The 13,025-nt window shown below is 63.0% G+C and carries 12 protein-coding genes and 1 pseudogene; 6 read left to right on the top strand and 7 right to left on the bottom strand.

Going from position 1 to position 13,025, the window contains the following annotated elements; all coding sequences use genetic code 11:
- The first annotated feature begins 79 nt into the window (after positions 1–79).
- The gene (locus AC0NID_RS18080) at positions 80–964 is read left to right on the top strand and encodes a DMT family transporter (protein ID WP_473455305.1); all 885 of its coding nucleotides are present in this window, start codon (positions 80–82) and stop codon (positions 962–964) included.
- A 484-nt stretch (positions 965–1,448) separates the two neighbouring features.
- On the opposite strand, the gene metF is transcribed toward AC0NID_RS18080, so the two are convergent.
- Positions 1,449–2,366 carry a methylenetetrahydrofolate reductase [NAD(P)H] gene (gene metF / locus AC0NID_RS18075; RefSeq protein WP_473455155.1) on the bottom strand — a complete coding sequence of 306 codons (918 nt, stop codon included), beginning with the start codon at positions 2,364–2,366 and terminating at the stop codon, positions 1,449–1,451.
- Positions 2,366–3,388: an ArsR/SmtB family transcription factor gene (locus AC0NID_RS18070; protein WP_473455156.1), complete on the bottom strand. Its 1,023-nt coding sequence runs from the start codon at positions 3,386–3,388 to the stop codon at positions 2,366–2,368. The genes metF and AC0NID_RS18070 overlap by 1 nt, the downstream gene beginning before the upstream one ends.
- Positions 3,389–3,531: 143 nt before the next feature.
- Here AC0NID_RS18070 and tsaA point away from each other — a divergent pair, with 143 nt between their 5' ends.
- The 4 genes and pseudogenes from tsaA to AC0NID_RS18050 all read left to right on the top strand — a co-directional run.
- On the top strand, positions 3,532–4,038 hold the full coding sequence (gene tsaA, locus AC0NID_RS18065; RefSeq protein WP_473455157.1) for a tRNA (N6-threonylcarbamoyladenosine(37)-N6)-methyltransferase TrmO: 507 nt from the start codon (positions 3,532–3,534) through the stop codon (positions 4,036–4,038).
- Positions 4,035–4,346, top strand: a complete 312-nt coding sequence (locus AC0NID_RS18060; RefSeq protein ID WP_473455158.1) for a DUF2293 domain-containing protein — start codon at positions 4,035–4,037, stop codon at positions 4,344–4,346. Before tsaA ends, AC0NID_RS18060 begins: the two co-directional genes overlap by 4 nt.
- 101 nt (positions 4,347–4,447) lie before the next feature.
- Complete coding sequence (locus AC0NID_RS18055; RefSeq protein ID WP_473455160.1) at positions 4,448–5,407, top strand: D-amino acid aminotransferase; 960 nt, start codon at positions 4,448–4,450, stop codon at positions 5,405–5,407.
- A 224-nt stretch (positions 5,408–5,631) separates the two neighbouring features.
- Positions 5,632–5,745: pseudogene (locus AC0NID_RS18050) on the top strand (short-chain dehydrogenase/reductase); the annotation flags it as partial.
- A 143-nt stretch (positions 5,746–5,888) separates the two neighbouring features.
- Here AC0NID_RS18050 and AC0NID_RS18045 read toward each other — a convergent pair.
- From AC0NID_RS18045 to ettA, 4 genes are all read right to left on the bottom strand, one after another.
- Positions 5,889–6,506: an MOSC domain-containing protein gene (locus tag AC0NID_RS18045; protein ID WP_473455161.1), complete on the bottom strand. Its 618-nt coding sequence runs from the start codon at positions 6,504–6,506 to the stop codon at positions 5,889–5,891.
- Positions 6,507–6,631: 125 nt separating this feature from the next.
- Positions 6,632–7,753 (bottom strand): beta-ketoacyl-ACP synthase III, encoded by a 1,122-nt coding sequence (locus AC0NID_RS18040; protein WP_473455163.1) that lies wholly within the window; start codon positions 7,751–7,753, stop codon positions 6,632–6,634.
- 196 nt (positions 7,754–7,949) lie between these two features.
- Complete coding sequence (gene tam / locus AC0NID_RS18035; protein ID WP_473455164.1) at positions 7,950–8,720, bottom strand: trans-aconitate 2-methyltransferase; 771 nt, start codon at positions 8,718–8,720, stop codon at positions 7,950–7,952.
- 46 nt (positions 8,721–8,766) lie between these two features.
- Positions 8,767–10,416, bottom strand: a complete 1,650-nt coding sequence (gene ettA, locus AC0NID_RS18030; protein WP_473455165.1) for an energy-dependent translational throttle protein EttA — start codon at positions 10,414–10,416, stop codon at positions 8,767–8,769.
- Positions 10,417–10,675: 259 nt separating this feature from the next.
- Here ettA and AC0NID_RS18025 point away from each other — a divergent pair, with 259 nt between their 5' ends.
- Positions 10,676–11,971, top strand: a complete 1,296-nt coding sequence (locus AC0NID_RS18025; protein ID WP_473455166.1) for a GGDEF domain-containing protein — start codon at positions 10,676–10,678, stop codon at positions 11,969–11,971.
- A 27-nt stretch (positions 11,972–11,998) separates the two neighbouring features.
- On the opposite strand, the gene AC0NID_RS18020 is transcribed toward AC0NID_RS18025, so the two are convergent.
- Positions 11,999–13,018 (bottom strand): ribonuclease T2 family protein, encoded by a 1,020-nt coding sequence (locus AC0NID_RS18020; RefSeq protein ID WP_473455306.1) that lies wholly within the window; start codon positions 13,016–13,018, stop codon positions 11,999–12,001.
- Between the last annotated feature and the right edge of the window lie 7 nt (positions 13,019–13,025).

Genomic DNA, 13,025 nt, shown 5'->3' with positions numbered 1-13,025 from the left:
TGCCTGATGGCTTGGCGTTCAGAGCCATCCGGGAGGACGATCCGTGACGATCACAACCACGACTGCGATGCGCGGACCCATGGTCCTGAAGGACTGGGCACAGCTTCTGCTGCTCGGTGCGATCTGGGGCGGCTCGTTCTTCTTTGCCCGCATTGCGGTTGCCGAGATTCCCCCGCTGGTGCTGGTGCTTTTTCGCGTCGCCATCGCGGCGCTGGCGCTGCAACTTTATCTCGGCCTGCGCGGTCCCTCCTTCCGCCTCGCCTTGCCGCATGCCGGCCTGTTCTTCCTGCTGGCGCTCGCCAACAACGTCATTCCCTTCTCGCTGATCTTCGCCGGCCAGACCGAGCTTGGCGCCGGCGTCGCCTCGGTGCTCAATTCGACGACGCCGTTCTGGACGCTGATCCTCGCCAACGCGCTGACATCAGACGAAAAACTCTCCTGGAACAAGCTTGTCGGCATCGCGCTCGGCATCGCCGGCACGGCGGTGATGATCGGTCCCGGCCTGCTTGCCGGGCTGGGTGGCCCGGTCTGGGCGAAATTCGCGCTGGTCGGCGCGTCGCTGTCCTACGCGGTTGCCCTGATGATTGCCCGCCGCTTCAAGGGCGTGCCGTCGCCGGTCATCGCCACTGGACAATTGACCGCCTCGACCATCGTCATGATCCCGGTCGTGCTACTTGGCCATGGCACCGCCAACCTGTTCTCGGCCTCGCCACCGGTCTGGGCGGCGGTGTTGGCACTGGCCTTGCTGTCCACCGCCTTCGCCTACATCCTCTATTTCAACCTCGTCGCCTCGGCAGGCGCCACCAACGCCTCGTTGGTTACGCTCATCGTGCCGGCCAGCGCCATCCTGCTTGGCTTCCTGTTCCTGGGCGAACGGCTTGAATTGTTCGAACTCGGCGGTATGGCGCTTATCGCGTTCGGCCTCGTCACCATCGACGGGCGTCTGTTCGGCCGCCGGCGCTAGGGCACCGCGTCCAATTGGACGCGCAAGGGACGCTCCGACTCTTTGAATTTCCCATCGACCCGAGAAATCGATTCCGATTTCGACGGCGGTAGCGCTGTCATGCTCATTGTTGCCCCGGCTTCGACACAATTTATTCACAGGTCCGAGGCCGGCTTTTGTCGAAGAGTTTCAATAGCTAACGGCAAAGAGCAGGTCGCAAATTCCACAATCCCGTCGCATTGCAGCACATTTTGCGCTTGCCTGTGGCATAAATGAACCTAGACTCTGCACATAGCTCTTTAAGAGGAGGCTATGGCAATGGGACTCACGAGGCCTATCAACGCATTGATGATCTGTGCTGCTTTCGCATTCATCGGCGCCCTCATTATGGGCTTTCTTCCGTAGACCCGCCAAAGCGAACGGAAGGCCAGCACCGAATAGTCCAAATCATTGAAAAGGCCGGGTTTTGCCCGGCCTTTTTGCATCTTGAAAACTTCGACGGAGCTTATGCCGCGGCAGACCCGGCGGCTTCAGCCTCATGCGAGCGGATGCCAATCATGTGGCAGATGGCGAACGCCAGATCGGCCCGGTTCATGGTGTAGAAGTGGAAATCGCCAACGCCGCGCTCGACCAGGTCCAGCACCTGCTCGGCCGCCACGGCCGCCGCAACCAGCGCATGCGTCTGGGGGTCCTTCTGCAGCCCGTCGAAGCGTTCCGCCAGCCACGCCGGCACCAGCGCACCGCAGCGCGACGAGAAATTGGCGACCTGGGTGAAATTGTGGACCGGCAATATGCCCGGCACGATCGGTATGTAGATGCCGGCTCGCCGCGCCCGCTCGACATAGCGCTCGTAGAGGTCATTGTCGAAGAAGAACTGGGTGATCGCTCGTGTCGCGCCATTGTCGACCTTGCGCTTCAGCATGTCGATGTCGGTGGCGAAATCCGGGCTCTCCGGATGCTTTTCCGGATAGGCGGAGACAGAGATGTCGAAATCGCCGACACCCTTCAGCGCCCCCACCAGTTCGGCACCATTGGCATAGCCGTCCGGATGCGGACGGTAGGCGGCGCCGACGCCCTCGGCCGGATCGCCGCGCAAGGCGACGAAGCGGGTGACGCCCATGCCGGCGAATTCCTGAATGACCTCGTCGACCTCGTGGCGCGCCGCATCGACGCAGGTCATGTGCGCCGCCGGCGTCAGCGAGGTCTCGGTGAGGATGCGCTTGACCGTGCGCGCCGTGCGCTCGCGCGTCGAACCACCGGCGCCGTAGGTCACCGAGACGAAGTTCGGCTTGAGCGGCTCCAGCCTGGTGACGGTATCCCACAGCCTTGCTTCCATCTCGTCGGATTTCGGCGGGAAAAACTCGAACGAAACCCGGATCTTATTGCCAATGTCGGGGCGGCGGGAAAAGCGGAACTGGTTCATCAGGCGGTTTCCCCTATCGAATAGGCATTGGCCGGTTGCGGATCATTGGAAGGATCGGCGATCAGCATGCGCTGGTCACGGCCGAGCCACAGTTTTACCGTGAGCCTGGCCTCGTTGCCGCCGCGCGGCTCGAATTCCTGGCTGTCTTCTATGTCGAGCCCGGCCTCGGAAAACCAATCGGTGATCTGCCGGTCGGAAAAGCCGAGCCGCATATGCGCGTGCTGGTCGCGCAGGAATTCCAGCGCGTGCGGTGCGAAATCGACGATCACCAGCCGACCGGCCGGCCGCAGCAGCCTTGCTGCCTCGCGGATGGCGCGGGCGGGATCGTCGAGATAGTGCAGCACCTGGTGGATGGTGACGAGATCGAAGGCGTCGCGCTCGACCGGCGGCGCAAAAATGTCGCCCTGGCGCACCTGCGCATTCGAAACGTTTGCCTTGTCGAGATTAGCGCGCGCCACGGTCAGCATTTCGCGCGACATGTCGATGCCGACGCCGCGCCGGTAGAGCGGCGAAAAGATTTCGAGCAGCCGACCGGTGCCGGTGCCAAGATCGAGCATCGACTGGAACGGCCGTTTGCCGACGAGCTTGAGCAGCGCTGCCTCGACGGCGCGGTCCGGCACATGCAGCGAGCGGATATGGTCCCAGCTTGCGGCATTTACGGAGAAATATTCGGCGGCGCGATCCTGCCGCTTGCGCTTGACCGCTGCCAGCCGCTCGAGGTCACGCTCGACCTGCGGGTCGGCATCCCGGATGCCGGAAACCAGCCGCAGCACGAAATCGCGCGCCGCATCCGAATCCGACAGCCGGAAGAAAGCCCACGAGCCCTCCTGGTAGCGGCCGATCAGTCCGGCCTCCAGCAGCAGCTTCAGGTGGCGCGAGACGCGCGGCTGCGACTGGCCGAGAATTTCGGTGAGATCGGAGACGGTCAGGTCGCCGCGCGACAGCAACGCCAGGATGCGCAGCCGGCTGGATTCGGCGGCCGCCTTCAATGTATCTACCATAGTGTCGAGTGCGACATGCATGCGAGCATTCTCTTTGAAAAAGATATAAAGATATGTTTATGTCGATTTTGGCATTCTTGCAAGCGCTATGTCGTTTCCGGACAAGAAAATGACGCATGCGTGGCGGATCGCGCAAAACCGGAAGCATGATCGAGGCGACACCCATGTTCGAAACACGCAACGGCGAAAAGCTTCTGGAGACCGATCCGGCCGAGATGCCGCCGGACGGCCATGTCGTCTTCATCGGCCGCATCGCTTCGCCCTGGACCACGCGGGAGACTTGCCCCAAGAACATGAAAGCCGCACGGGAAACGGGTCGGCCGGCAATCTTGATGGTCGACCACCCCTACCGTGACGGCCTGCCTGGCCTGGAACGCGCCAGCCACATCATCATCCTGACCTGGCTGCACCACGCGCCGCGTCAATTGATCGTGCAGAAACCCCGCCATGCGGCCGAACCGAAAGGCGTTTTTTCGCTGCGCTCCCCTGCCCGGCCAAACCCGGTCGGGCTGCATATCGCAAAGCTCGTCGCCCTCGACATCGACACCGGCCGCATCGATCTCGACGCCATCGACGTGCTCGACGGTACACCGGTCATCGACATCAAGCCTTATTTCGCTTCGACAGATGCCTTTGCCGAGGCGACCATGGCCGGACGTGACGAACGATGAGGGCGCCGACCAACCGCCGCCGCGCCATCGCCAAGGTGCTGACTGCGCTTTTGCCGTTGGCGCCCTTTGCCGATATGGAAAAGATCCGTGCCGACGCCGGCCGGGCGCATCTGCACAATTTGCCGCCGACGATTGCCGTATGGCTGGCGACGATCGCCCATATCCGGCATGTGCACACCGACTACGAGAAGCTGCTGGCCGAGGGCTATGACCGCGACTCGGCGCGCTTCTTCGTCATGGAGCAGACCAACATTGTGCTGACCCGCTGGCGCGCCACGCGCCTGCTCGAAAAAGATGAGGAAGAATGACTGCCCTTCAATGGCCCAGCGGCAAGCCCGGCTGTGTCTTGTACCACCAGCCGTGCCGCTCTATGCCGCCATCTGAACGGAGACGGCTGACGGAGGACGTGATGAGCAACTCGATCGATCCGCAAGCCAATCCGCTGCCGGCGCTGTCCGCCCGTCACATCGATCCGCATTCCTATCCCGATGGCGTTGCCTTCCTGGACGGTCAATACCTGCCGATGTCGCAGGCCAGGATCTCGGTGCTGGATTGGGGCTTCCTGCATTCCGACGCCACCTATGACACGGTGCATGTCTGGAACGGCCGATTCTTCCGCCTCGACCTGCATCTCGACCGCTTCTTCGGTGGGCTGGAAAAGCTGCGCATGACGATCCCGCTCGACCGCGAAGGCGTCGCCGAAATCCTCCACAATTGCGTGGCGCTGTCGGGTCATCGCGCCGCTTATGTCGAGATGCTATGCACGCGTGGCGCATCGCCGACCTTCAGCCGCGACCCGCGCGAAGCGGTCAACCGTTTCATGGCTTTCGCCGTTCCCTTCGGCTCGGTCGCCAATGCCGAGCAGTTGCAGCGCGGCCTGCATGTTGCGATCAGCGACAAGGTGCGCATCCCACCGGCTTCGGTCGACCCGGCGATCAAGAACTATCACTGGCTCGACCTCGTGCGAGGCCTCTACGACGCTTATGACCGCGGCGCGGAGACGGCGCTGGTTCTTGATTTCAACGGCAATGTCGCGGAAGGCCCCGGCTTCAACGTCTTTTGCGTGGACGACGGCAGACTGTCGACGCCGGCTGTCGGCGTGCTGCCCGGCATCACCCGTCGCACCGTCTTCGATCTCTGCGCCGAGGCAGGGCTTGCCGTCACGGCGGCCGATGTCAGCGTCGCGGCGCTGCGTCGGTCCGACGAGGTCTTCATCACCTCGACTGCCGGCGGCATCATGCCGGTGACGATGATCGACTGCGCTCCGGTCGCCGACGGCAAGGTCGGCGCGATCACCAGGCGCCTCATGGCGGTCTATTGGCAAAAGCACGAGGATCCGGCCTGGTCGAGCCCGGTGCGCTATCCCTGACCTATCCCGGCTGCTGCGGTGTCGGCTCTCATCAACAAAACGTGCTCGACCTTGGATAAACGGAAAACGCTTCGTATATGCCGGAAGCGGAGCAGCCTCCGTTTAGACCATGACCTCCGACCGAAGGACCGCGTCAGCGAAAAGTGGCATCCGGTTTTCGCTGGAGATCATGGTCGCACAAGAACTCAAGATCAAAGTCCCGCAAGGGCAGGAACTGGTGGATCATGACACATAAAGTTTGGTTTATTACTGGATCGTCGAAGGGGTTCGGCCGCGTCTGGGCGGAAGCCGCCCTCGCCCGCGGCGACCGTGTCGCGGCGACGGCCCGCAATGTCGGCCTACGCCGCCTCATGGCGGCGTAACCCTCAGGCGACGTCCCTAATGCATGTCGCGCAAAACTGTGCAGCGGTTTTGCGATAACGACATGCATAAAAAAAGAGGCTGAAGCGCGTCACGTGAATCCGTTCAAACGCGACGCGCTTTAGGCCCGATAAATCCCCTGCTCCGGCACGCGCACCGATATCTCCTCGCCTGCCGTGATGCGGCCTGGTTTTTCCACCCAGGCGACAAGGCCGCGCAACCGCTTTGCCGCCTTCGGGAATAGCAGCGCGCCGGCCTCATGGTCGGCCATTCCGGCATTTTCGGCAACCGAGCGGCCGGCGATGCGGCATGGTCCGTTCTGCGCGTCGACCTTGATGGTGACGCCGCCTTTGAAGAACAGCAGCGTGCCGGATGGCAGCATGGAAAGATGAGGCAGACCTTCGATCAACAGGTTGGCGCCGATCCACTCCGGCTTGATTTCGGCGACACCCATCCGCCCTGCCACGATCGCCAGTTCGTCGGCCGCCACGACAGACAATTGCCGCTCGTTGCGCATCTCGGTGCCGCGTGGATACCAGGGCTCGCGCCCGCCGGAGCGTCGCGTGAGGCCAGCGTGGAAATCTCCGGCGATGCCGTCGAAGCCGAGCCGCAGTTCATCCACCGCGCGGGTCTCGAAATGATCCGATGGCGCGGCGTAAAGCGCTGCCACCCGCGCGGCGAGTTTCCTCGCCGGGATGATTTCGACCGGAATTTCGGCCTCGGGGAAGAGATCCAGCATAGGCGTCGCTCCTTGCGTGATGCGCGCAATTAGCCGCAGTCAGCTCATCAGGTCCAGTCGAAAGCGCTGATGCACCAATCAAGGAGACTGACGCGATCATGCCTGCTGGTGCCGTTCGCTGTGGATCAGAGCATGCGCAAAAGCGCGCCGCCGATCGAATAGCCGGCGCCGAAGGCGCAGAGCAGGCCATAGTCGCCGGCCTTCATGTCCGTGTGGTTCTCCGACAGCGCGACGATCGCGCCGGCTCCGGCGGTGTTGCCGAGGCGCTCCAGCACCATCGGCGCGCGGTCATGGCCGACCTCGTGGCCGAACGAGAGCTTCAGGATCATGGCGTTCATGCGGGCATTGGCCTGGTGCAGCCAGAAGCGCCGGATCGCTTGCGGCGTCAGCCCGTGCTCGGCCAAAAATTCGACGATGAACTTGTGCCCGGCGACGGTGACTTCCTTGAACACCTTGTTGCCGACCTGCTTGATCAGATTCCCTTCCAGATCGATCATATACGGATCTTCCTGGGCGGTGCGGGTATAGTAGCCGAGATTGGTGCGGATGTTGTTGGACATCTGCGTCCAGGTGCGCGTGTCGAGCACCTCGAAACGTCCCGGCCGCTTGTCGCCCTGGGCCAGACCCTCGACGACCATCGAAACAGAAGCATCGCCGAAGATGAAATGCGTCTGCCGGTCACGGAAGTTGAGATGACCCGTGATGATCTCGGGCGTCGTCACCAGCACACGCCTGTGCGCACCGGCCCGCACTAGATTGACCGCGATGTGCAATGCCGCTGCCGCCGACGAGCAGCCAAGCCCCATGTCAAAGCCGGCGCCTTTCGTGCCCATTGCCTGCTGCATTTCGATGGCGATCGCCGGGTAAGGCCGCTGGTGATGTGAGGCCGAGCAGATCACCAGGTCGATATCCCCAGGCTTCACGCCGGCGTAGTCGAGTGCTTTCCTGGCCGACGCGATGCCGAACTCGGCCTCCAGCGACAGCGCGTCGTCCGGCCGCGTTGGAATGCGTGGGGCCATCCGGGTCGGGTCGAGAATGCCTTCCCGCTCGATCACATGGCGGGTTTTGACGCCCGAGGCATGGACGATGAAGGCACTGTCGGATTTCTGCAGCAGTGTCTCGCCGGAAGCCTGGCGGCGGACATTCTCCATCTCGACCCAGGCATTGAAGCTGTCGACCAGTTCTTCATTGGTGATCGAAGGCTCGGGGATTTCAACGCCGATGCCGCTGATGATGACGCGATGCATTTCCAGTCCGTCCCCGTGCGCAGGCGTTGCGGTTTCATTTGGGCGCCGCGAAGGCTCGGCGCAACATCTTTCGCACCTAGCTAGTTTATACCGGCTTAAATCAAGTGCCTGAGGTTAAAGACCACGATCTTGCACCGCTGAAATGCGCATGGCGGCAAAACCGGGTCAAGCGCAGCCGAGCACAGCCTCTCGGTGGCTAAGCGGAGCGCCGCGCGACGATGAAGAGGCGCGGGAAGCGCAGCAGCACCTTGCCGTTCGCCGTCTTCGGATAGGCCTGCGCGATCGCTGCCGTGTATCGATCGAGGAAAAGCCGCCGCTCGCCCTCTTCCAGCGGATCGAGGAACGGCTTCAGCCCGGTCGACTTCAGCCATTCGACGATGGCCCCGGCATCGGCCAGCGGATGATTGTAGGCGGTGTGCCAGATGTCGAGCCGTTCGGAGAACGGCGACAGAAGATCGTAGTAGAACGAGACCGGCGGCAGCGACCCGCGCGCAGCAGTCTCGAGCTTTTCGGCAAACGGCATTTCGGCCGCCGTCTCCCGCATCAGCCGGTGCGACGGCTCGCCCATATTGTCGGGCATCTGCACGGCAAGCGCGCCGCCGGGCGCCAAAAATCCCATCAGCCGCTGGAAGATCGCCGAATGCTCCGGCAGCCACTGGAATACTGCATTGGCGAAGATCACGTCGACCGGTTCCGCCGGCTGCCACGCCGCCGCATCCGCCAGCTCGAAGGTCACATCAGGCAGACGTGCGCTCGCCTTCTCGATCATGTCAGGCGAGGTGTCGAAACCGCTGACCTGGGCGCCCGGCCAGCGCTCGACCAGCAATTCGGTCGAATTGCCCGGCCCGCAGCCGATGTCGACCACCCGGCCCGGCGCCTCCACCGGCACCTGAGCGACGAGATCGCGCGACGGCCGCGTGCGCTCGTCCTCGAATTTCAAATATTGGGCGGCGGACCAGTCAGCCATCTCAGCTCCTCAGATCATTTGAGAATTCGCCGCCCCCGATAAGCCCCTACCTTGTCAGCCGCTTATACGTCATCCGATGCGGATTGACGGCATCCGGCCCGAGCCGGCGGATCTTGTCCTGCTCGTAATCCTCGAAATTGCCCTCGAACCATTCGACATGGCTGTCGCCCTCGAAGGCAAGGATATGTGTCGCCAGGCGATCGAGGAACATGCGGTCGTGCGAGATGATGACCGCGCAGCCGCCGAAATTCTCCAGCGCGTCTTCGAGCGCGGCCAGCGTTTCCGTGTCGAGATCGTTGGTCGGTTCGTCGAGCAGCAGCACATTGCCGCCGGTCTTCAGCATCTTGGCCAGATGCACGCGGTTGCGCTGGCCGCCGGACAGGTTGCCGACCTTCTGCTGCTGATCGCCGCCACGGAAATTGAACGACGCGCAATAGGCGCGGGTGTTGGCCTCGAACTTGCCGAGCTTGACCACTTCGGCGCCGCCCGAAATTTCTTCCCACACGGTCTTGGTCGGGTCGAGTGCGTCGCGGCTCTGGTCGACATAACCGAGCTTGACCGTCTCGCCGACGCGGATCGTGCCGGCATCCGGCTTTTCCTGGCCGGTGATCATGCGAAACAGCGTCGTCTTGCCGGCGCCGTTCGGGCCGATGACGCCGACGATGCCGCCGGGCGGCAGCTTGAATTCGAGATCGTCGATGAGCAGCGTGTCGCCAAAGCCCTTCGACAGGCCGTCGACCTCGATCACCACATTGCCGAGCCGCTCGCCGTGCGGAATGACGATCTGCGTGTCGCTCGGACGCCGCTTGTCAGCCGCATCCAGCAGGTCCTGGAACGCCTGGATGCGCGCCTTCGACTTGGTTTGCCGGGCTTTCGGGCTGGACTGGATCCACTCGCGCTCGCGGCCGATCGCCCGCTGGCGCGCATCGTCCTCGCGGCCTTCCTGCTTCAGCCGCTTGGCCTTGGCTTCGAGATACTTGGTGTAGTTGCCCTCATAGGGGATGCCGCGGCCGCGATCGAGCTCGAGGATCCATCCGGTGACGTTGTCGAGGAAGTAGCGATCGTGGGTGATGATCATCACCGCGCCCGGATAGGCACGCAGATGCTTTTCCAGCCACGCCGTCGTCTCGGCGTCGAGATGGTTGGTCGGCTCGTCGAGCAGCAGAAGGTCGGGCTGGCGCAGCAGCAACTGGCAAAGCGCGACACGTCGCCGCTCGCCGCCCGACAGCTTGGTGACTTCGGCTTCCTTGGGCGGACAGCCCAGCGCCTCCATCGCCATCTCGACCTGCTGTTCGAGATCCCAGAGGTTCAGCCGGTCCATCTCGTCCTGCAGCTTGGCCGACTCGTCGGCCGTCTCGTCGGAATAGTTCATCATCAATTCGTTGTAGCGCTCGATGATGGCGGTCTTGGCGGCGACGCCTTCCATGACGTTCTCGAACACGGTCTTGCTCGCATCGAGTGCCGGCTCCTGCGCCAGGTAGCCGACGGTAGCACCCTCGGCCAGCCACGCTTCGCCACTCCACTCCTTGTCGATGCCGGCCATGATCTTGAGGATCGTCGACTTGCCGGCGCCGTTCGGGCCGAGGATGCCGATCTTGGCGTCGGGATAGAAGGAGAGGTGGATATTCTCGAGCACCTTCTTGGTGCCATAGGCCTTGTTGAGGCCGGCCATGTGATAGATGAACTGGCGTGCCACGCGCGCTTTCCCTGAAAAGTCGACTGGAATGTCGGATTGAATGGAAGTTGCGCGCTATGTAGGCGATGCAGCGCCGAACGGCAAATTGTTTTGGCACTTCGATCCTGCCTCCGGGCCGGAAACACGCGTCGAAGCGGCGACGTTTTCGGTTCGCGGCATAGCCGGGCGAAAGCTCCGGTTAACCATTCCGCGTCAAAAACGTGTTGGATGGGGATCGCCGACGGGCCGCGATTTCCGCAGAGAGATCGGATCGACGGCATTGCTGAACAGTTTCCTGCTCCTTGCCGAAGCGGTCCTCTATTTCGGCGTCATGGTCACGCTCTTCCGGTTCAGGCACCGCATCGGCCTCGGCGTCTTTGTGTGCGCGCTGGGCGTCATGCATTTTCTCGAAACCTACCTTGCCAGCGTCTTCTACGTCGCCCTGCCGTTCGGCATGGTTTCGCCCGGTTCCGCCGTGCTGTTTTCCGGCAAGCTGGTGATGCTCCTGCTGCTTTACGTCAAGGAGGATGCGGCGACCGTCCGGCAGCCCATTTATGGCCTGCTGCTTGGCAATGCCCTGATGATCGGGCTTGTGCTGGTCCTGCGCCTGCATGGAATCTCGCCGCTTCCCAACGGCAAGCTTCCCGACATCGGTTTCATCGACCAGATGGGCTGGCTGATGGTGTGGGGCACGACGCTACTCTTCATCGACGCCATCCTGATCATCCTGCTCTACGAAAGGCTTGGGCGTTATCTTCGCAAGGCGCTGTTTTCTCGCATCCTGATCTCCGTCGCCTGCGTGCTCACTTTCGACCAGGCTGGATTTTTCACCGCGCTGCATTTCGTCGCCGGCGCGCCGATCGCGGTCTTCTTCGGTGGCTGGTTCGCCAAGATGGGCGCGGCGCTTGCCTACAGCATCATGCTTGTCGCCTACATCAGATGGTTCGAGGCGCGGCAGGTTCCGGCGCCGCGTGGACTGTCCGACATCTTCGACACGCTGACCTATCGCGAGCGCTATGAGGCGCTGATCAAGCATGTCGGTCGCGACGGCCTCACCGGCCTGCTTCACAGGGGACGTTTCGACAGCGACGGCGAAGCGGCCGTTGCCGCCAGCCTGCGGACGGCCCAGCCGCTCAGCCTCCTGATCATCGACGTCGACCACTTCAAATCGATCAACGACCGCTTCGGCCACGCCGAGGGCGACAGGGTGCTGAAGTCCATCGCAGCCCTGCTTGGCGAGATCGTCAGTCCCGAGGACCAAGTGTTCAGGATCGGCGGCGAGGAATTCGCCATCCTCTGCTCGCGCCCGCATTCCGTCGCCCATCTGTTGGGCGAGAGCATCAGGCACGGGGTCAAGGCATCCGCAAACACCAGCCGGTTCGACATCACCGTCAGCGCCGGCATCTCCACCGTCAGCGAGACCACCCGCTGCCTGGCCGATCTTTTCGCATTGGCCGACCAGCGCCTCTACAAGGCCAAATCGACCGGACGCGACCGCGTCGTCGGCGAACCGGTCGGCCGCGAGGCCGATGGACTCGCGGCATGGACCAGACCGGATCGCGGCATCGGCGGCTGACGCGAAACGCCAGCCCGGCTCGGCTTGTTACTGCAATCCCACGGGATCGACGAGACCTTTCGGGCAACCGGCATTGTTCGTCGGCACTGACGCGAACAACAGCTCACTGAGCGAACTGTTCGGCCCGATCGGGCCGGTCAGGCCGAGCGTCAGCTCGCCGATCAGCCGTCTGCCGCTCGAACGGTCGTTCAGGCACGAGACGCGGACCCGCTCGCCGGCGCCGGCGCCGAAGGCACTGTCGAAGGCGCCGCGGATCTGATCCGACGTCAGGTCCCGGCCAGCGTTCCGGGTGAAGAGATCGCGTACCGACGAAGCATTCACCGCGCGCATCAGGTTCAGCGCGTCGGAAAAATACTCTTGCTGGCTCTTGCCGTAGCAGGTGCCGTGCTTGATCCATTCATGCCTTTCCAAGTCGGATGCGGTGCCTGGCATCACCCGGTCGAGCTCCGACCGCGTATTGGCATCGAGCTCGACCGCCGGCAGGTCCTGCCAGTGCGCCGGATTGTCGTTCGCCTTGTCGGCCGCTGCCACCTGGCAATAGAAATTTCCGTTCGGCTGCGGCCATAGCCCGTGCAAGGTGAAATGCGTAGCGTCGAAACCGACCGCGGTCTGCGCCTTGCATTCGGTCTTGCCGGGCCTGGTTTCGCAAAAGGCCGGCTGCCAACTCAGCGCAAGGACATATTCGGGCTTTCCCGAACCCGGTGCAGCGGACTTGTCCCCTTCGGCCGGCACAGGCGCGGCCGGCATGGTCGACGCGCTGCCTCCCGAAACATGGCCGCAACCGACCTTCACCCAGCGGCGCTCCGGATCGGCTCCCGGCACACGGATCAGGTAGTACGTGGGGGCGTCCTTGTTGCCTGCCAAAAGCTCATAACTCTGTCCCGCGTCGGTCGAGATATTGCCGGGGTTCTTGCCGCTCTTGATGGCTTGCGTCGCCGGACAGGCGGCGTCCGCCACGAAGGAGCCGGTCATCTTCACGTCGGCTCGCGCAGCACCCGCCAGCGACGCGGCGACAAGCGCCAATCCGAAAACAAGACCTGTCCGCATCCGCATA

The sequence above is a fragment of the Mesorhizobium sp. WSM4821 genome, from assembly GCF_055901555.1.
The sequence above is the reverse complement of the archived record's forward strand: the minus strand, read 5'-3'. Positions and strand labels throughout refer to the sequence as shown.

Coding starts and splice junctions, on each gene's coding strand:
- AC0NID_RS18080 (WP_473455305.1), top strand. CDS start 80: ATGGTCCTGAAGGACTGGGCACAGCTTCTGCTGCTCGGTGCGATCTGG.
- metF (WP_473455155.1), bottom strand. CDS start 2,366: ATGAACCAGTTCCGCTTTTCCCGCCGCCCCGACATTGGCAATAAGATC.
- AC0NID_RS18070 (WP_473455156.1), bottom strand. CDS start 3,388: ATGCATGTCGCACTCGACACTATGGTAGATACATTGAAGGCGGCCGCC.
- tsaA (WP_473455157.1), top strand. CDS start 3,532: ATGTTCGAAACACGCAACGGCGAAAAGCTTCTGGAGACCGATCCGGCC.
- AC0NID_RS18060 (WP_473455158.1), top strand. CDS start 4,035: ATGAGGGCGCCGACCAACCGCCGCCGCGCCATCGCCAAGGTGCTGACT.
- AC0NID_RS18055 (WP_473455160.1), top strand. CDS start 4,448: ATGAGCAACTCGATCGATCCGCAAGCCAATCCGCTGCCGGCGCTGTCC.
- AC0NID_RS18045 (WP_473455161.1), bottom strand. CDS start 6,506: ATGCTGGATCTCTTCCCCGAGGCCGAAATTCCGGTCGAAATCATCCCG.
- AC0NID_RS18040 (WP_473455163.1), bottom strand. CDS start 7,753: ATGCATCGCGTCATCATCAGCGGCATCGGCGTTGAAATCCCCGAGCCT.
- tam (WP_473455164.1), bottom strand. CDS start 8,720: ATGGCTGACTGGTCCGCCGCCCAATATTTGAAATTCGAGGACGAGCGC.
- AC0NID_RS18020 (WP_473455306.1), bottom strand. CDS start 13,018: ATGCGGACAGGTCTTGTTTTCGGATTGGCGCTTGTCGCCGCGTCGCTG.